General features: G+C 72.1%; 17 protein-coding genes. 15 read left to right on the top strand and 2 right to left on the bottom strand.

Annotation, left to right across the window (positions count from 1 at the left end):
- Positions 1–4: 4 nt before the first annotated feature.
- The 10 genes from CLV56_RS00420 to CLV56_RS00375 all read left to right on the top strand — a co-directional run bounded on the left by CLV56_RS00420 (position 5) and on the right by CLV56_RS00375 (position 8,195).
- Positions 5–571, top strand: coding sequence for a DUF6891 domain-containing protein (locus CLV56_RS00420; RefSeq protein WP_100414216.1), 567 nt, complete (start codon positions 5–7; stop codon positions 569–571).
- Positions 568–1,167, top strand: a complete 600-nt coding sequence (gene pdxT / locus CLV56_RS00415; protein ID WP_039357452.1) for a pyridoxal 5'-phosphate synthase glutaminase subunit PdxT — start codon at positions 568–570, stop codon at positions 1,165–1,167. The genes CLV56_RS00420 and pdxT overlap by 4 nt, the downstream gene beginning before the upstream one ends.
- Positions 1,168–1,227: 60 nt before the next feature.
- Positions 1,228–1,989 carry a YebC/PmpR family DNA-binding transcriptional regulator gene (locus CLV56_RS00410; protein WP_039357558.1) on the top strand — a complete coding sequence of 254 codons (762 nt, stop codon included), beginning with the start codon at positions 1,228–1,230 and terminating at the stop codon, positions 1,987–1,989.
- Between the two features lie 81 nt (positions 1,990–2,070).
- Positions 2,071–2,244: a CsbD family protein gene (locus CLV56_RS00405; protein WP_100414215.1), complete on the top strand. Its 174-nt coding sequence runs from the start codon at positions 2,071–2,073 to the stop codon at positions 2,242–2,244.
- A 119-nt stretch (positions 2,245–2,363) separates the two neighbouring features.
- A complete protein-coding gene (gene ruvC / locus CLV56_RS00400) occupies positions 2,364–2,945 on the top strand; it encodes a crossover junction endodeoxyribonuclease RuvC (RefSeq protein WP_039357449.1) in 582 nt (193 codons plus the stop codon).
- Entirely contained in the window at positions 2,942–3,586 is a 645-nt protein-coding gene (gene ruvA, locus CLV56_RS00395; RefSeq protein ID WP_039357446.1) for a Holliday junction branch migration protein RuvA, read from the top strand. The genes ruvC and ruvA overlap by 4 nt, the downstream gene beginning before the upstream one ends.
- Before the next feature lie 14 nt (positions 3,587–3,600).
- Positions 3,601–4,668: a Holliday junction branch migration DNA helicase RuvB gene (gene ruvB / locus CLV56_RS00390; protein WP_039357444.1), complete on the top strand. Its 1,068-nt coding sequence runs from the start codon at positions 3,601–3,603 to the stop codon at positions 4,666–4,668.
- Between the two features lie 140 nt (positions 4,669–4,808).
- Positions 4,809–5,156, top strand: a complete 348-nt coding sequence (gene yajC / locus CLV56_RS00385) for a preprotein translocase subunit YajC (protein ID WP_211287946.1) — start codon at positions 4,809–4,811, stop codon at positions 5,154–5,156.
- Positions 5,153–5,692 (top strand): adenine phosphoribosyltransferase, encoded by a 540-nt coding sequence (locus tag CLV56_RS00380; RefSeq protein WP_039357438.1) that lies wholly within the window; start codon positions 5,153–5,155, stop codon positions 5,690–5,692. Before yajC ends, CLV56_RS00380 begins: the two co-directional genes overlap by 4 nt.
- A gap of 193 nt (positions 5,693–5,885) precedes the next feature.
- Positions 5,886–8,195 carry a RelA/SpoT family protein gene (locus tag CLV56_RS00375; protein ID WP_100414214.1) on the top strand — a complete coding sequence of 770 codons (2,310 nt, stop codon included), beginning with the start codon at positions 5,886–5,888 and terminating at the stop codon, positions 8,193–8,195.
- 52 nt (positions 8,196–8,247) lie between these two features.
- Here the strand turns inward: CLV56_RS00375 and CLV56_RS00370 are convergent, their stop codons facing one another.
- Complete coding sequence (locus CLV56_RS00370; protein ID WP_100414213.1) at positions 8,248–9,162, bottom strand: hypothetical protein; 915 nt, start codon at positions 9,160–9,162, stop codon at positions 8,248–8,250.
- Between the two features lie 145 nt (positions 9,163–9,307).
- Positions 9,308–10,552, bottom strand: coding sequence for a DUF349 domain-containing protein (locus CLV56_RS00365; RefSeq protein WP_039357432.1), 1,245 nt, complete (start codon positions 10,550–10,552; stop codon positions 9,308–9,310).
- 150 nt (positions 10,553–10,702) lie between these two features.
- Between CLV56_RS00365 and CLV56_RS00360 the strand changes: the two genes are divergently transcribed.
- From CLV56_RS00360 to CLV56_RS00340, 5 genes are all read left to right on the top strand, one after another.
- Complete coding sequence (locus tag CLV56_RS00360) at positions 10,703–11,413, top strand: MBL fold metallo-hydrolase (RefSeq protein WP_039357430.1); 711 nt, start codon at positions 10,703–10,705, stop codon at positions 11,411–11,413.
- 1 nt (position 11,414) lies between these two features.
- A complete protein-coding gene (gene hisS / locus CLV56_RS00355; protein WP_039357427.1) occupies positions 11,415–12,770 on the top strand; it encodes a histidine--tRNA ligase in 1,356 nt (451 codons plus the stop codon).
- Positions 12,767–14,527, top strand: coding sequence for an aspartate--tRNA ligase (aspS, locus tag CLV56_RS00350; RefSeq protein ID WP_039357426.1), 1,761 nt, complete (start codon positions 12,767–12,769; stop codon positions 14,525–14,527). The genes hisS and aspS overlap by 4 nt, the downstream gene beginning before the upstream one ends.
- 105 nt (positions 14,528–14,632) lie before the next feature.
- On the top strand, positions 14,633–16,483 hold the full coding sequence (locus CLV56_RS00345) for an ABC transporter substrate-binding protein (RefSeq protein WP_157805018.1): 1,851 nt from the start codon (positions 14,633–14,635) through the stop codon (positions 16,481–16,483).
- A gap of 72 nt (positions 16,484–16,555) precedes the next feature.
- Positions 16,556–17,965 carry a replication-associated recombination protein A gene (locus CLV56_RS00340; protein ID WP_245857467.1) on the top strand — a complete coding sequence of 470 codons (1,410 nt, stop codon included), beginning with the start codon at positions 16,556–16,558 and terminating at the stop codon, positions 17,963–17,965.
- Positions 17,966–17,969: the final 4 nt, after the last annotated feature.

The following is a 17,969-nucleotide window of genomic DNA, read 5'->3' as shown; positions in this document are numbered from 1 at the left end:
CTCGGTGCCGTTCTTCTCGGCGCCGAAGCTGTCGGCTGACGACGCGCTGAGGTCGTACGCCCGGGTGCTGGTGCGCTCCGGTCTGCTCGGTCCGGACGCGTGCGTCGCCGAGGTCGCGGAGGCGGCCCACGAGGACGCCGGTCGCGACGACGCCGAGGAGGTGGCCCGCGGTCTCGTGGCCTCCGAGCGCGCGGCGCTCGCCGCGGACGTGGCGTCCTGGCCTGCGCGGACCGACTACGACGCGCTCGTCGAGGCGTTCGAGGTGCTCGAGTCCGACGGTGTTCGCGTCCTCGTCGGGGTCGACGACCACTGGGCCGCGGCAGCGGTCGTACGGTCCGGGGAGTCCGGGCTGGAGGGCGTGGTGTGGTTCACCCCGCCGGACGTCTGGCACGCGGTCGAGCACGGCATGCTGGAGGTGAACGCCTGGCATCCCGACGGCGCGAACGTCGCCGACGGCGACCCGCTGTGCGTGCGGGTGATCGAGGCGATCGCGTCCGCCGGCCTCGCGGCGCGCTTCGACGAGGGCCGGATCGAGGTCGCGGCGTCCTGGCGGCGCCGGGTGGGGGAGTGAGCGCGCCGCGGATCGGCGTGCTGGCGCTGCAGGGCGACGTGCGCGAGCATCTGCGGATGCTGACCGACGCCGGTGCGGAGCCGTTCGGGCTGCGCCGACCGGCGGAGGTGGAACGCTGCGACGGGCTGCTGATCCCCGGTGGGGAGTCGACGACGATCGACAAGCTGTCGCGGATCTTCGAGGTCCGCGACCCGATCCGTGCCCGGCTCGCCGAGGGGATGCCGGCCTTCGGCACGTGCGCGGGCATGATCATGCTGGCCGACCGGATCCGCGGCGGTCTGCCGGACCAGCAGACCTTCGGCGGGCTCGACGTGACCGTGCGGCGCAACGCGTTCGGCAGGCAGGTGGACTCGTTCGAGACGGAGCTGGACGTGGCGGGCCTGGCGGCGCCGATGCACGCGGTCTTCATCCGGGCCCCCTGGGTGGACGAGGTCGGCGAGGGCGTCGAGGTCCTGGCCTCGGTCGACGCCGGCCCGGCGGGGCAGCACCCGGTCGTCGTACGGCAGGGTGCGGTGCTGGCGTCGTCGTTCCACCCGGAGTTCGGCGGGGACGACCGGCTCCACCGGATGTTCGTCGACACGGTGCGGGCCGGATAGGATCGTAGGCGGCCGTGAGGACGGCCGAGCCAGTTCGAGGACGAGGGATAGGTGGGTGTCGTGTCCGGTCACTCCAAGTGGGCGACGACCAAGCACAAGAAGGCCGCCATCGATGCCAAGCGCGGCAAGCTGTTCGCCAAGCTGATCAAGAACATCGAGGTCGCTGCGCGCACCGGAGGTCCCGACCCCGACGGCAACCCGACGCTGTACGACGCGATCCAGAAGGCGAAGAAGCAGTCGGTCCCGAACGACAACATCGACCGCGCCGTCAAGCGCGGCGGCGGTCTCGACGCCGACGCCGTCGACTACCAGACGATCATGTACGAGGGGTACGCCCCCGGCGGCGTCGCGATCCTGATCGAGTGCCTCACCGACAACAAGAACCGTGCGGCCATGGAGGTGCGCACCGCGATGACCCGCAACGGCGGCTCGATGGCCGACCCGGGCTCGGTGTCGTACATGTTCCACCGGAAGGGCGTGGTGATCGTCCCGGCGGACCAGGGTGACCGCACGCTGACCGAGGACGACGTGCTCGAGCCGGTCCTCGACGCCGGGGCCGAGGACGTCAACGACCTGGACGGGTCGTTCGAGGTCGTCAGCGAGCCGGGCGACGTGGTCGCGGTGCGGACCGCGTTGCAGGACGCGGGCCTCGACTACGACTCGGCGGAGGTGTCCTTCGTGCCGTCGATGACGGTGGAGGTCGACGCCGACGGCGCGGGCAAGGTCGTCCGGCTGATCGACGCGCTCGAGGACTCCGACGACGTCCAGAACGTCTTCACCAACTTCGACGCCTCCGACGAGGTCATGGCGCAGGTCGGCTGACGGCCGTCTGCGCCGCGCATGCTTGCGCGGCATCGTGGGTACGTCAGTCCTGACATCCCGCGGACCGAGGAGATGAGTCGCATGGCCGCCGACGACAAGATGAAGAACACCGCCGAGGACCTCGAGGGCAAGGCGAAGGAGGCCGCGGGCAAGGCCCGGGGCGACGAGCAGCAGGAGAACGAGGGCAAGGGCCAGCAGGCCAAGGCCGACCTCAAGAAGGCCGCCGAGAACGTCAAGGACGCCTTCAAGAAGTGATCCGAGGGGCCGCGCCGGTCCTGCTCGATCCGAGCGGGGCCGGCGCGGCGCGTCGCAGCCGAACCGCCGGCCGGTCGCGATAGCGTGTCGAACACGTGTTCGCTGTCGCGGGAGGTTCGATGCGTGTCCTCGGGGTCGACCCGGGCCTGACCCGGTGCGGCATCGGCGTGGTCGAGGGTCGGGTGGGGGCCGCGTTGAGCGCGGTCGCGGTCGAGGTCGTCCGCACCCCGGCGAGCGACGAGGTCGCTCAGCGGCTGCTCGCGATCGAGGTCGCGCTGTCCGACGCACTGGTCCGCTACGAGCCCGACGTCGTCGCCGTCGAGCGCGTCTTCTCCCAGAACAACGTGTCCACCGTGATGGGGACCGCTCAGGCCAGCGGGATCGCGATGGTCGCGGCCGCGCGGCGCGGCCTCCCGGTCGCGCTGCACACGCCGAGCGAGGTCAAGGCCGCGGTCACCGGCAACGGTCGGGCCGACAAGGCCCAGGTCACCGCCATGGTGACGCGGCTGCTCGCCCTCGAGACCGCTCCGCGGCCGGCTGACGCCGCCGACGCGCTGGCGCTGGCGATCTGTCACGTCTGGCGCGGCACCTCGACCGGCCGGCTCGAGGCTGCCGCGGCCGCCCAGCGCCGTACGGCCGGTCCCGTCCGTACGGCCGCCGAGCCGCTCCGTTCACGACTGCCCGGGAGGTACGCCCGATGATCGCCCACGTCCGCGGCACCGTCGCCGCGACCACGCTCGACTCCGCCGTGATCGACGTCGGCGGGGTCGGCATGCTCGTCCGCTGCACTCCCGGCACCCTGGCCGGTCTGCGCGACGGCCGCGAGGCCCAGGTGTCGACCAGCCTGGTGGTGCGCGAGGACTCCATGACCTTGTACGGCTTCGCCGACGACGACGAGCGCGACACCTTCGAGCTGGCGCAGACCGCCAGCGGTGTCGGCCCGAAGGTCGCGCAGGCGATCGTCGCGGTCCTCGGGGCCGACGGGCTCCGGCGGGCGGTGGCGTCGGAGGACGTGACCGCCCTGACGAAGGTGCCGGGGATCGGCCGCAAGGGCGCTCAGCGGATCGTGCTCGAGCTCAAGGATCGCGTCGCGGCGGTCGTGCCGGGCGAGTCCGCGAGCGTCGCGGCCGGGGGAGCGGGCCCCGTCGCCGGCGGCGGCGACGCCGCCGACTGGCGCCCGCAGGTCCACGCGGCCCTCGTCGGCCTGGGCTGGTCCGCGCGCGAGGCCGAGAGCGCGGTCGTCGCGGTGGTCGACGTCGCGGCCGCCCAGTACGAGTCCGACGGCGCTGCCGACGTCTCCGAGCTGCTGCGTGCCGCGCTGCGCACGCTCTCGAGAGCCTGAGCCGGGGGAGCGGCATGGACGATCGTGACCTGGAGACCCGAGAGGCTGCCGAGCTCGAGGCGCGGCTCGTCGGCCCCGACGCCGACGGCGACGAGCGGGCGTACGAGGCGGCGCTGCGGCCGAAGACCCTGGACGAGCTGATCGGGCAGGAGCGGGTCCGCGAGCAGCTCTCGCTGGTGCTGACGGCCGCGAAGGGTCGGGGCCGCACACCCGACCACGTCCTGCTGTCCGGTCCGCCGGGCCTGGGCAAGACCACGCTCGCGATGATCATCGCGAGCGAGATGGGCACGTCGCTGCGCCTGACGAGTGGTCCGGCGATCCAGCACGCCGGTGACCTGGCCGCGATCCTGTCCGGGATCAACGAGGGCGACGTCCTGTTCGTCGACGAGATCCACCGGATGTCCCGGCCCGCCGAGGAGCTCCTCTACATGGCGATGGAGGACTTCCGCGTCGACGTGGTGATCGGCAAGGGGCCGGGCGCCACCGCGATCCCGCTGCAGATCCCGACGTTCACCCTGGTCGGGGCGACGACCCGCGCCGGCCTGCTGCCCGGGCCGTTGCGGGACCGCTTCGGGTTCACGGCGCAGCTGGAGTACTACGAGTCGGCCGAGCTGCACCGGATCGTGGACCGCTCGGCGGCGCTGCTGGGGGTCGACGTCACCCGCGACGGTGGGATGGAGATCGCCTCGCGGTCCCGTGGGACGCCGCGGATCGCCAACCGCCTGCTCCGTCGGGTCCGCGACTACGCCGAGGTCCGCGGCGACGGGACGGTCGACCTCGACGTCGCGCACCGTGCGCTCGAGCTGTACGAGGTGGACCGGATCGGGCTCGACCGGCTCGACCGCTCCGTCCTGGAGGCGTTGTGCCGGCACTTCGGCGGTGGCCCGGTCGGGATCTCGACCCTCGCCGTCGCGGTGGCCGAGGAGCGGGAGACCGTCGAGGAGGTCGCGGAGCCGTTCCTGGTCCGTCGAGGGTTCCTCGCTCGGACCCCGCGGGGCCGGATCGCCACCGCGGCCGCGTGGGAGCACCTCGGGCTCCGCCCGCCGGAGGGATCCGGCCCGGAGCCGTTGCCGATCGACTGAGCGCCGGGGCGGCGCGCGGCATCGCGTACGGCGACCGTCGGCAGTCCGACCTGCACCGATGGACCTGCACCGATGGACGTCGTCCAGGGTCTCCTCGCTAGACTTGTGCGGGTTCTCTCACCCAACCCCCTGGAGTCATCGTGGAGCTCGGTGCCCTGCTGCCGCTGATCCTGCTCGCCGGCGTTTTCTACTTCCTCATCATCCGACCGCAGAGCAAGCGGCGCCGCGAGTTCGTCGACATGCAGAGCCGCGTCGAGCTCGGCGCCGAGGTGATGCTGACCAGCGGCATCTTCGGCACAGTGACGGGGCTCGATGAGGACTCGATGGAGCTGACGATCGCGCCCGGCGTCGAGATCCGGGTGCACCGCAACGTCGTCGCGAAGATCCTGACCCCGACGTCGGGCGGCGCCGACGATCCCCGCCTCGACGACCCGGCGTCCTCCGACGACGACGCGCCGTCCGACAAGCGGGAGGAGAACGGGGCGTGACCCCCGCTCTCGACGACGTCCTGGACCGCCTGGTCCGCGACGTCGAGGACTGGCCCGAGCCGGGCGTGCTCTTCCGCGACGTCACGCCTCTCCTGGCGGATCCGCCGGCGCTGCGCGTCACGGTGGAGCGGTTGACGGAGCTGTCCTCCGAGCTGGCCGACGGTCCGGTGGACAAGGTGGTCGGCATCGAGGCCCGCGGCTTCATCCTGGCGGTGCCGGTGGCGCTCGCGCTGGGGGCCGGATTCGTCCCGGCACGCAAGGCCGGCAAGCTCCCCGCGACCACGCACCAGGTCTCCTACGACCTCGAGTACGGGTCCGCGACCCTCGAGATGCACACCGACGCCCTGGTTCCGGGGGAGCGGGTCGTGGTCCTCGACGACGTGCTCGCGACCGGCGGGACGATGGCGGCGGTCGACGAGCTCGTCGCCGCCACGGGCGCGGAGGTCGTCGGCAACGTCACGATGCTCGAGATCGGCCCGCTCGGGGGACGCAGCCGGCTTCCTGTCGGCCGTTTCGGCACCCTGCGTACGTACTGACCGGTGCGCGCGCCGCGCGCAGCACCTGGGGAGAGTGAGCGACATGAGTCCCGAGACCACGCGCCTGATCGCGCTCGTGCTGGCGATCGCGTTGGTGCTCGCGGGGGGCGCCACACTGTTCGGTGTGCTGTTCGGCTGACGTTGGGGACAACGCCGCGCGGGCTTGCGCTCCGGCCTAGGATGGCGGCCTACGATGGAGGGGGAGGTGCCGGTGGCTGATCGCGCTCGAACCGAGTCCGGACCGCGCAAGGAGTCCGTCCCGACCCCGGCGCGCGTGCGTTCCCGCCTGGCCCGGCTCGGCGGTGGCCGTGGAGGCTCGGACACCCCTGTCGTGCTCGACCCCCTGGTGCGGATCATCCGGACCAACCACCCCAAGGTCGACACCGGGGTCATCGTGCGGGCGTACAAGACGGCGGCCCGCCTGCACCGCGGTCAGAAGCGCAAGAGCGGCGACCCGTACATCACGCACCCCTTGGCCGTCGCGACGATCCTCGCCGAGCTCGGCATGACGCCCCCGACGATCGTCGCGGCGCTGCTGCACGACACGGTGGAGGACACCGCCTACACCCTCGACGAGGTCACGAAGGAGTTCGGCGAGGAGGTCGCGACGCTCGTCGACGGCGTGACGAAGCTGGACAAGGTGCGCTACGGCGAGAACGCCGAGGCCGAGACCATCCGCAAGATGATCGTCGCGATGAGCCGCGACATCCGGGTGCTGATCATCAAGCTCGCCGACCGCCTGCACAACATGCGGACGCTGCGCTACCTGCGCCAGGACAAGCAGGAGAAGAAGGCGCGCGAGACGATCGAGATCTATGCCCCGCTGGCTCACCGGCTCGGCATGAACACCATCAAGTGGGAGCTCGAGGACCTCTCGTTCTCGACGCTCCACCCGAAGGTCTACGACGAGATCGTTCGCCTGGTCGCTGATCGCGCACCGTCACGCGAGGACTTCCTCTCGAAGGTGATCACCCAGGTCAACGAGGACCTCAAGACCTCGAAGATCAAGGCGACCGTGACCGGTCGCCCGAAGCACTACTACTCGATCTACCAGAAGATGATCGTGCGTGGCCGCGACTTCGCCGACATCTACGACCTGGTCGGGATCCGCATCCTCGTCGACAGCGTGTCGGAGTGCTACGCGGTCCTCGGCGTGCTGCACGCTCGCTGGAACCCGGTGCCGGGTCGGTTCAAGGACTACGTCGCGATGCCGAAGTTCAACATGTACCAGTCGCTGCACACGACCGTGATCGGCCCGGAGGGCAAGGCGGTCGAGCTGCAGATCCGGACGTACTCCATGCACCGTCGCGCCGAGTACGGCGTCGCCGCGCACTGGAAGTACAAGGAGGACGGGTCCGGCGGGTCGGGCTCCGGGTCGGGCTCCGGCGACATGGCGTGGGTCCGCCAGCTGATCGAGTGGCAGCGCGAGAACGAGGAGTCCCAGGACTTCCTCGAGAGCCTCCGGTTCGACCTCTCCGACCAGGTCTACGTGTACACCCCGCGCGGCGACGTGATCGGGCTGCCGGCCGGGTCGACGCCGATCGACTTCGCCTACGCCGTGCACACCGAGGTCGGCCACGCGACCATCGGCGCCCGGGTCAACGGTCGGCTGGTCTCGCTCGAGTCGGCCCTCGACAACGGCGACGTGGTGGAGATCTTCACGTCGAAGGCGCCCGGCGCCGGGCCCTCCCGCGACTGGCTGGAGTTCGTCAAGAGTCCCCGCGCCCGCAACAAGATCAAGCAGTGGTTCACCAAGGAGCGTCGCGACGAGGCGATCGAGCAGGGCAAGGACGCGATCTCACGTCAGATGCGCAAGGAGGGGCTGCCGCTCCAGCGGCTGCTCAAGCACGACACCCTGGCGACGGTGGCGAAGGACCTGCACCTGAGCGACGTCTCCGCGTTGTACGCCGCGGTCGGCGAGGGGCGCGTCGGCCCGCAGAACGTCGTCGAGCGCGTGCTCGCCCTCCTCGGGGGTGAGGAGGGCGCCAGCGAGGACCTCGCCGAGGCCGTGATGGTCCCCGACGAGGTGCACCGTCGCCGCGTCCGGCGTGGTGATGCGGGCGTGACCGTCAAGGGGATGGACGGCTCGGTCCAGATCAAGCTCGCCCGGTGCTGCACCCCGGTCCCCGGCGACGACATCATCGGGTTCGTGACCCGGACGCAGGGGATCTCCGTCCACCGCAAGGCCTGCACCAACGCGAAGGACCTCCTGAAGGACACCGGCCGGCTGGTCGACGTCGAGTGGGCGCCGAGCGCGTCGTCGATGTTCCTCGTCGCGATCCAGGTCGAGGCGCTGGACCGCTCGCGCCTGCTCTCGGACCTCACCCGGGTCCTGTCCGACCAGCACGTCAACATCCTGTCGGCGGCCGTCTCGACCGGCCGCGACCGGGTCGCGAAGTCCACCTTCACGTTCGAGATGGGTGACCCCACGCATCTCGGTCACGTGCTCAAGGCGGTTCGCACGGTCGAGGGTGTCTTCGACGTCTACCGCGTGAACCAGTAGCCCGCGAGTCGCCCGTGGCGGGCTCGCGAGTCGCGGGTGGTGTGGTCCCGAGTCACCACTGGCGGGGCATGGTCGCGATTCCGAGCAGTTCGCCGATCTCGCGCTCGAATGCGTCGTCCTTCCCGAAGACCGTCTCCCGCGTCCCGACCACGAATCGCCAGCCGTATCGACGCGCGAAGTACTCCCGGCGAACGGCGTCGTGATCCCGGTCCGACTCGGTCGTGTGGAACTCTCGCCCGTCGTACTCCGCAGCGACGAGATGCTGACGGTATCCGAGGTCGAAGTACCGATCGTTCCCGTACTCGTCCACCACCGGGATCTGCGTACACGGTCGTGGCAGACCGGCGTCGATCATCCGGAGGCGCGTCCAGGATTCACCGGGTGACTCCGCTCCCGGGTCGGCATACGCCACGAGCTCCCGTGCTTTCGGTGCCCCGGGGAATCCCCTGAGCGAGCGGACGTACTCGTCGAGCTCGGCCAGGCCGACGAGCTCCGCCCGGACCATGCCATCGACCGCGGCGAGGGCGTACGGGCGCCACAGCCGGCGTGCGAGATCACCGGTCGTGCGCAGGGGGCTCGTCACCAGCAAGCCGTCGACCTCGACGACCTCCTCGGGTGCGAGGCGGGCTTGGCGACACCGGACGCCGGGAGCGCGGACGCGACTGGATCCGTGAGGCACGAGGAGGGACGGTGTCAGGAGGTGGCGCTCGCTGGGCTTGAACGTGTCGACTCCGAAGAGCCATGAGGCGAAGCAGTCGCTGACGACCGCATGCGGGGGCGTCACGAGGTGTGCCGCGACGAGCCGGAGTCCACGCGTGTCCGGAACCCGGGCATCGACGTAGACGGACTTGAATATCTGGCGGAACTGCCCTTCGTCGAGTGCTTTTCTGAAGGCGTGCCGCGTCAGGCCGAGGTCGTTGGGCACGCTCGAGACGAACGGGCGTCCCTCGTTCAGGTAGGAATCCACCCGCTCATCACAGCGGAGTTCGCCGTACCGCCGCGTCGGCTATCCACAGACCCGCCATGGGCGACTCGCGACCCCGCCAAGGGCGACTCGCGAGCGGGCCATGGGCGACTCGCGACCCCGCCTTGGGCGACTCGCGAGCGGGCCGTCAGGAGAGGTCGTCGAGCGAGCGTCGGGCCTGGTCGAGCCAGAGCCTGCGTGCCTCGACGGACTCGCGCAGGTCCTTCGCCTTGCGCTCGTTGCCCGACGCCTCCGCCTTGGCGAGCTGAGCCTCGAGGTCGGCGATGGCCTTCTCCAGCTTGGAGACGGTGTCGTCGACACGCGCGACCTTCTCGGGGTCGGTGCGCTGCCACTCCTGGTCGGCGGCGTCGGAGATCGCACGCTCCACGGCACGCAGCCGTCCCTCGAACTCCTTGACCTGGCCGCGCGGAACCTTCCCCGCGGCCTCCCAGCGCTCGGTGATCCCGCGCCACGCGGCCCGCGCCGCCTCGAGGTCGGTGATCGGCAGGAGCGCCTCGGCCTCGGTGAGGATCTCCGCCTTGACGACGGCGTTGGCGGCGTACTCGGCGTCGAGCGCGGCATTGGCCTCGTCCCGCGCGCCGAAGAACGTGTCCTGCGCGCCCCGGAACCGCTTCCAGAGCCGGTCGTCGATCCCGCGCGGGGCCGGACCAGCGGCCTTCCACTGCGCCATCAGGTCACGGAAGCGTCCTGCCGTCGGACCCCAGTCGGTCGAGTCGGCGAGCGTCTCGGCCTCGGCCGCGAGCCGCTCCTTGACCTTCTGCGCGTCGGCGCGACGCTCGTTCTGCTCCGCGAAGTGTGCCTTGCGCCTCCGGGTGAACGCGGTCCGGGCGCTGGAGAACCGGTGCCACAGCTCGTCGTCGACGGTCTTGTCCAGGCGCGGCAGCGACTTCCACTGGTCGAGCATCTCGCGCAACCGGTCGGCGCCGTGGCGCCAGTCGTCGCTCGTCGCGATCTGCTCGGCGGTCGAGGCGATCTCCTGCTTCTGCTCGAGCGCCTCCGCGGCACGCTGGGCCCGTACGGCCTTGCGCTGCTCGCGCTGCTCGTCGATCAGCGGGCCCAGGGCGTCGAGCCGGTCGCTCAGCGCGTCCAGGTCGCCGACGGCGGCAGCGTTGTCGACGGCCTCGCGTACCTGTGCGAGCGCGCGCCGGGCGTCCTCGGGGGAGAGGCTGCCGCCCTGGATGCGCTTCTCGAGCAGCTCGACCTCGACGGCGAGGCCCTCGTAGCGCCGGGTGAACAGCGCCATCGCCTCGCTGGGATCGCCGTCGGGCCACTGCCCGACCACGCGCTCGCCGGCGCGCGTGCGGACGTAGACCGTACCGTCGTCGTCGATGCGGCCCCAGGTCTCGGCCGGGCTCGGGGAGTTCTGACTCACGTTTCCACCTTGTCGTCCGGGTCGGGAGAAGTCTAGGAGGACACGAGGGCCGACGGCACGCTTTGACCGCTCCGTGGGCACGTCGGGGTGCGTACGGGGCGTCCGGAAGCGGCTCGCAGCCCTCCTGGCGCCTCGCGTACCCTGTCGGGTGTGCTGATCGCCGCCTTCCCCGCCGGACCCCTGGCCGCCAACTGCTACCTCGTCGCGACCGGCCCCGGTGCCGAGTGCGTCGTCGTCGACCCGGGGATGGAGTCGGCGGAGCAGATCGCGCGCGTCGTGGAGCAGCACGATCTGACGCCGGCGGGTGTCCTCGTCACCCACGGGCACTTCGATCACATGTGGCAGGCCGCCGACGTCGCGTCGTCCTACGACGTCCCCGTGTGGATCCACCCGGACGATCGTCACCTGCTGGCCGACCCGATGGCCGCGATCTCCGGCCCGTCGGCTGCCATGCTGCGCGCGCAGCTCGGCGAGGTCCCGTCGTTCCGCGAGCCGGCCGACGTACGGGATGCCGCGGACGGCACGGTGGTCGACGTCGCCGGCCTGCGGATCGAGGTCGACCACGTCCCGGGCCACACGCCGGGCACCGTCGCGTACCGCACGGACTACGTCGGCGACGAGCCGGTCTCCCAGGTCGCGTTCACGGGGGACTTCCTGTTCGCGGGGTCGATCGGGCGTACGGACCTGGTCGGCGGCGACACCGACACGATGGCGCAGAGCCTCCGCCGGTTCTTCGAGCTCCCCGACGACGTCGTCGTGCTGCCCGGGCACGGTGAGCAGACCTCGATCGGACGCGAGCGCGCGACGAACCCGTTCGTCCTGGACATGGTGGGCGCGGGCACGGGCACGGAGGGCTCCTGAGATGGCCAGGCCCACCCCGCTGTCCGGCTTCCCCGAGCTCCTGCCGGCCGAGCGGATCGCGGAGCAGCACGTGCTGGACCACCTGCGGGCGACGTTCGAGCTGCACGGGTTCGCGTCGGTCGAGACCCGTGCGGTCGAGCCGATGGAGCAGCTCCTGCGCAAGGGTGAGATCGACAAGGAGGTCTACGTCTTGCGCCGGCTGCAGGCCGAGGACTCCGAGGGCGACGCCCGCCTGGGCCTGCACTTCGACCTGACGGTGCCGTTCGCACGGTACGTGCTGGAGAAGGCCGGGCACCTCGACTTCCCGTTCCGCCGCTACCAGATCCAGAAGGTGTGGCGTGGCGAGCGTCCGCAGGAGGGGCGCTTCCGCGAGTTCACGCAGGCGGACATCGACGTGGTCGCGCGCGACGTGCTGCCGTTCCACTTCGACGTCGAGATCGCGTCGGTGATGGCCGAGGCGCTGGCCGGTCTGCCGCTGCCACCGGTGCGTCTCCAGCTGAGCAACCGCAAGCTGCTCGAGGGGTTCTACCGCGGCCTGGGGGCCGAGGACCCGACCGCGGTGATGCGCGTGATGGACAAGCTCGACAAGCTCGACGAGACCGGGATCCGGACGCTGCTCGCCGAGTGCGGCCTCGACGAGCAGCAGGCCGGGCTGTGCCTGGCGCTCGCCGAGGTGGTCACCGAGGACACCGCGTTCGTCGACCGGGTCCGGGCGCTCGGTGTGACCGACCCGATGCTCGACGAGGGCCTGGCCGACCTCGCCGAGGTGGTCGGGTCGCTGACCGACCTCGGGCTCGACGGCGTCACGGTCACGGCCGACCTGCGGATCGCTCGCGGCCTCGACTACTACACGGGCACCGTCTTCGAGACGATGCTCGAGGGGTACGAGTCGCTCGGCTCGATCTGCTCCGGGGGCCGCTACGAGGCGCTCGCGTCCGACGGTCGCAACGTGTTCCCCGGCGTCGGGATCTCGCTCGGCGTGACCCGGATGGTGGTCCCCCTGGTCGCACGTGGGGCCCTGACCGCGTCCCGGTCGGTCCCCAGCGTCGTGCTGGTCGCGGTCTCCGACGAGGCGTCGCGGCCACGCAGCAACGCGATCGCCCGCGCGCTGCGGGGCCGGGGCATCGCGTGCGAGGTCGCGCCGAGCGCCGCGAAGTTCGGCAAGCAGATCCGGCACGCCGACCGGCGCGGGATCCCGTACGTCTGGTTCCCGGCCGCCGCGGACCCCACGGGGGACGCGGGCGACGAGGTCAAGGACATCCGCAGCGGGGAGCAGGTGGTCGCCGACGCCGCGACCTGGACCCCGCCCACCGCAGACCTGCGGCCGCAGGTCGTCACGAAGGAGACAGCACAGTGATCCGCACGCACGCCGCCGGAACCCTGACCGCCGCGAACGTCGGCGAGCAGGTCACGCTCGCCGGATGGGTCGCCCGCCGGCGCGACCACGGCGGGGTGGCGTTCATCGATCTGCGCGAGGCCTCCGGCGTGGTGCAGGTGGTCGTCCGTGAGGAGGTCGCGCACCAGCTGCGCGCCGAGTACTGTCTCAAGGTCTCCGGCACCGTGGAGCGTCGGCCCGACGGCAACGAGAACCCCTCGATCACCACCGGTGAGATCGAGGTGATCGCCGACGACGTGGAGATCCTGAGCGCGGCCGCGCCGCTGCCGTTCCCGATCGACGAGCACGTGGACGTGGGCGAGGAGGTACGGCTCAAGTACCGCTACCTCGACCTGCGCCGCAGCGGTCCTGCCGCGGCGATCCGGATGCGCAGCGCGGTGAACGCCGCCGCCCGCGAGGTCCTGGGCCGGCACGACTTCGTCGAGATCGAGACCCCGACGCTGACCCGCTCGACGCCGGAGGGCGCGCGTGACTTCCTCGTGCCCGCGCGGCTGCGTCCGGGCAGCTGGTACGCCCTGCCGCAGAGCCCGCAGCTGTTCAAGCAGCTGCTCATGGTCGGCGGGATGGAGCGCTACTACCAGATCGCCCGCTGCTACCGCGACGAGGACTTCCGCGCGGACCGGCAGCCGGAGTTCACCCAGCTCGACCTCGAGATGAGCTTCGTCGAGGGCGACGACGTGATGGCGCTGGCCGAGGAGATCTACGTCGCGCTCTGGAAGCTGATCGACGTCGACCTGCCGACGCCGTTCCCGCGGATCTCCTACGCCGACGCGATGGACCGCTACGGGTCGGACAAGCCCGACCTGCGGCTCGACCTCGAGCTGACCGACTGCACCGCGTACTTCTCCGAGACCCCGTTCCGGGTGTTCCAGGCGCCGTACGTCGGGGCGGTCGTGATGCCGGGCGGCGGGTCGCAGCCGCGCCGCCAGCTGGACGCGTGGCAGGACTGGGCGAAGCAGCGCGGCGCGAAGGGTCTGGCGTACGTGCTGGTGGGCGAGGACGGCGAGCTGACCGGGCCTGTGGCCAAGAACATCAGCGACGCCGAGAAGGCCGGGATCGCCGCGCACGTCGGGGCCAAGCCGGGCGACTGCATCTTCTTCGCCGCCGGTGCGCGCAAGACCAGCCAGGCGCTGCTCGGCGCGGCGCGGCTCGAGATCGGCCACCGCGGCGGCCTGATCGACGAGACCGCGTGGGCCTTCTGCTGGGTGGTGGACTGGCCGATGTTCGAGGCGGTCACCGATCTGGAGTCCGGTGACGTGGCGGTCGGCGGCGGCGAGTGGACCGCGATGCACCACGCCTTCACGTCGCCGCAGGACCCGGCGACGCTGGCCGACCCCGGCACCTCGGTCGCCCAGGCGTACGACATCGTCTGCAACGGCAACGAGATCGGCGGCGGGTCGATCCGTATCCACCAGCAGGACGTGCAGGAGCGCGTCTTCGAGATCATGGGCATCGGCCACGACGAGGCGCGGGAGAAGTTCGGCTTCCTGCTCGACGCCTTCGCCTACGGTGCGCCGCCGCACGGCGGGATCGCCTTCGGCTGGGACCGCACCTGCGCCCTGCTGTCGGGCGTCGACTCGATCCGCGACGTGATCGCGTTCCCGAAGTCCGGCGGCGGGTACGACCCGCTGACCGCGGCGCCGGCGCCGATCACCGCCGAGCAGCGCAAGGAAGCCGGCGTCGATGCGCGACCGGCTCCGGCCGACGCGCAGGGCTGAGCAGGGGCGCACGCCGCGGGTCCCGGGCGCCGGACCGGTCGGACACGAATCGTTATAGCGACGTGGTCGCGGGCGCTCCCCGCTGCGCCCTAGGCTCCCCTGGAGGTGCGCGCACGAGCGCACGGGAAGGGGAGCGCCGTGCGCCGGGTCGTGACCGCCTGCGCCGGGCTGGTCGCGTTCGCCTGCCTCGCCGCGTGCACGACGCCGTCGCCCGAGGACCCGGCTGACGGCCCGACCACGCAGCTCGACCTGACCCGCGCGGGCGAGGTGGGCAACCGCACCGACCCGAGGGCTCCGGCGCCGGCTCCCGAGATCGACGGCGCCACCCGCGGCGGCACCGTGCACGTGGTCACGGCGGCGGTGCCGGACTCGCTGGACCCGGCACGCTCCGCCTACACCGACACGCGCGCCATCCTGAGCGACCTGGTCGTGCGGTCCCTGACGCAGCTGGCCCACGATCCGGACACCGGCCGGATGGTGCTGGTCCCGGACCTGGCGACGGACCTCGGGCGCCCGAACGCGGACCGGACCCGCTGGACGTTCACGATCCGCAGGGGTGTGCGGTTCGAGAACGGCGAGCCGGTCACGGCCGCCGACGTCGCGTACGGCGTGAAACGGGCGTTCGCGACCACGGAGCTGCCCGGCGGCCCGGCGTACCTGCGGACCTTCCTGGTCGACGGCGACCGCTACCAGGGGCCGTACGCGACGACCGCGGAGGTCCGTGCCCGGCCGGGGGCGCGCCCGGACGCGTACGCCGGGGACGACTTCGCCGGCGTCGAGGTGCGCGGCAGCACGATCGTGTTCAGGATGCGGCGGCCGTTCGACGACATGCCGTACCTCGCCTCGTTCCCGCAGCTCGCACCCGTGCCCCGGGAGGCGGACAGCAACCCGGCGGCGTACGGCGACCACCCGGTCGCCACCGGTCCGTACCGCATCGCGTCGTCGACGCCGGGCTCGGCGCTGCAGCTGGCGCGCAACACCGAGTGGGACCCCGCGACCGACCCGGGCCGCCACCAGTACGTCGACGGGTGGCGGTTCTCCTTCGGACTGGACCCGTCCCGGGTCAACGGTCTGCTGCTCGACGACGCCGGTGAAGGGCGCGCGGCGCTGACCTACGACTCCGTCGAGCCGGCGACGTTCGAGGCGCTGCGCGAGTCCGATCCCTCCCGGCTCGCGGTGGCGACGTCGCCGTGCACCTACCTGTGGTACCTCGACACCCGGCGCATCCGCGACGTGCGGGTCCGCCGTGCGCTCGGTTGGGCCTACCCGTACGCCCGCGCGTGGGAGGCGGGCGAGGAGATCGTCGGCACCACCCGCGTCCCGGGCACGACGCTGCTGCCGCCGGGCACCGCCGGGCGGGTGGAGCACGACCCGCTCGGGAACGGCGGGCTGATCTCCGACCCCGCCCGCGCGCGGTCGCTGCTCGAGCAGGCCGGGTCGGTCGGGTTCGCGATCCGCTGGCACTACGCGTCGGACCTTCCGGAGAAGGTCGCCGCGAAGGACGTGGTGGTCCGGGCCCTGCGCAGCGCCGGGTTCGACCCCCAGCCGATCGCCACCACCGCGGCGCAGCTGCGGACGGTCCAGCGCGACCCGGACGGGCCGCAGAACGTGATCGAGTCGGGCTGGTGCTCGGACTGGCCGACGGGCTCGTCGTGGTTCCCCGCCCAGTGGGCGCCCGCGATGGTCGACGAGCCGGGGATGCCGAACCCGTCGATGCTGGACGCTCCGGTGGTCCAGGCCCGGATCGACCGGGTGCTGGGCACGATGACCGGTGACGCAGCGGCGCAGGCGTGGGGCCGGCTCGACCGGTCGATCATGAGCGACTGGTACCCGGCGGTGGTCCTCGGGCACGGCGGGGTCGCGCTGGCACGCGGCAGCGAGGTCGGCGGCATGGCCGTCGACCGGATGACGGGGATGCCGGTCTTCGCCGACCTGTACGTCGACGCAGGCAGCTGAGGCGGGGCCGGGCCGCGCGGCGTCGCGGCGCGGACCTCCGGGCGGTGTGCCCGCGGTCGCTAGGGTGGCGACGTGGACGCCGAGCCGTTGTTCGAGACCCCGGCGGCTGCCGGGCCTGCGCCGGGGCCGGGGGGCAGCCTGTCGGACGCGTCGCACGCGTCGGCGCCGTTGGCGGTGCGGATGCGGCCGACGTCGCTGGACGAGCTGGTCGGCCAGGACGCCCTGCGGCAGACGGGATCTCCGCTGCGGCGCATGATCGAGGGCGACCGGTCGATGTCGGTGGTCCTGTGGGGACCTCCCGGGACGGGCAAGACCACGATCGCGTCGTTGGTGAGCCGTCAGACCGACCGGCGCTTCGTCGAGGTCTCAGCCGTGTCGGCGGGCGTGAAGGAGGTCCGCGAGACTCTCGCGGACGCACGCCGTCGGCTGGCCCGGGGCGAGCGCGAGACGGTCCTGTTCGTCGACGAGGTCCACCGGTTCTCCAAGGCCCAGCAGGACGCGTTGCTGCCCGGGGTGGAGAACCGCTGGGTCTCGCTGATCGCCGCGACGACCGAGAACCCGCACTTCTCGGTGATCTCGCCGCTGCTGTCGCGATCCCTCCTCCTCACCCTGGAGCCGCTGACCGACGCCGACATCGCGGCGCTGGTCGACCGGGCCGTGGTCGACGAGCGCGGGCTGGGTGGTGCTGTCACGCTCGACCCGCAGGCCCGCGACCACCTCGTACGGCTCGCCGGCGGGGATGCGCGACGGGCCCTCACGTACCTGGAGGCGGCCGCCGACGCCGCGGTGTCCGACGGGTCGGAGCGGATCGGCGTCGACGACGCCGCCCGTGCGGTCGACCGGGCCGCGCTGCGCTACGACCGGCAGGGCGACCAGCACTACGACGTGACCAGCGCCCTGATCAAGTCGGTGCGCGGCTCGGACGTCGACGCCGCGCTGCACTACCTGGCGCGGATGGTGGAGGCGGGGGAGGACCCGCGCTTCCTCGCGCGTCGCCTGATGATCCTCGCCAGCGAGGACATCGGTCTCGCGGACCCGACGGCGCTGCCGACCGCCGTCGCGGGGGCGCAGGCGGTTGCGATGGTCGGGTTCCCCGAGGCGCGCATCATCTTGTCGCAGGTCGTGATCGCGCTGGCGCTCGCGCCGAAGTCGAACGCCGCGTGCACGGCGATCGACGCCGCCCTGGCCGACGTCCGCGCGGGCCGGGCCGGCGCCGTACCCGCCGCCCTTCGCGACGCGCACTATCCGGGCGCGAAGTCGCTCGGCCACGGCCACGACTACCGGTACGCGCACGACGACCCGCGCGGCGTCGTCGAGCAGCAGTACGCTCCGGACGCGATCGCGGACTCGGCGTACTACCGCCCGACGAGTCGCGGCGCCGAGGCGCAGCTCATGACGCGGTGGGAGCGGCTGCGTGCGATCGTGCGCGGGCACGATTCGGCCGCGGGCTCGGACGAGGGCCGTTCGGGGTCCGCCCGGTGACGGG

The sequence above is a fragment of the Mumia flava genome (genome assembly GCF_002797495.1).
In the GTDB taxonomy this organism is placed as follows: domain Bacteria; phylum Actinomycetota; class Actinomycetes; order Propionibacteriales; family Nocardioidaceae; genus Mumia; species Mumia flava.
The sequence above is the reverse complement of the archived record's forward strand: the minus strand, read 5'-3'. Positions and strand labels throughout refer to the sequence as shown.

Coding starts and splice junctions, on each gene's coding strand:
- ruvA (WP_039357446.1), top strand. CDS start 2,942: ATGATCGCCCACGTCCGCGGCACCGTCGCCGCGACCACGCTCGACTCC.
- CLV56_RS00375 (WP_100414214.1), top strand. CDS start 5,886: ATGGAGGGGGAGGTGCCGGTGGCTGATCGCGCTCGAACCGAGTCCGGA.
- ruvB (WP_039357444.1), top strand. CDS start 3,601: ATGGACGATCGTGACCTGGAGACCCGAGAGGCTGCCGAGCTCGAGGCG.
- ruvC (WP_039357449.1), top strand. CDS start 2,364: ATGCGTGTCCTCGGGGTCGACCCGGGCCTGACCCGGTGCGGCATCGGC.
- CLV56_RS00405 (WP_100414215.1), top strand. CDS start 2,071: ATGGCCGCCGACGACAAGATGAAGAACACCGCCGAGGACCTCGAGGGC.
- hisS (WP_039357427.1), top strand. CDS start 11,415: ATGGCCAGGCCCACCCCGCTGTCCGGCTTCCCCGAGCTCCTGCCGGCC.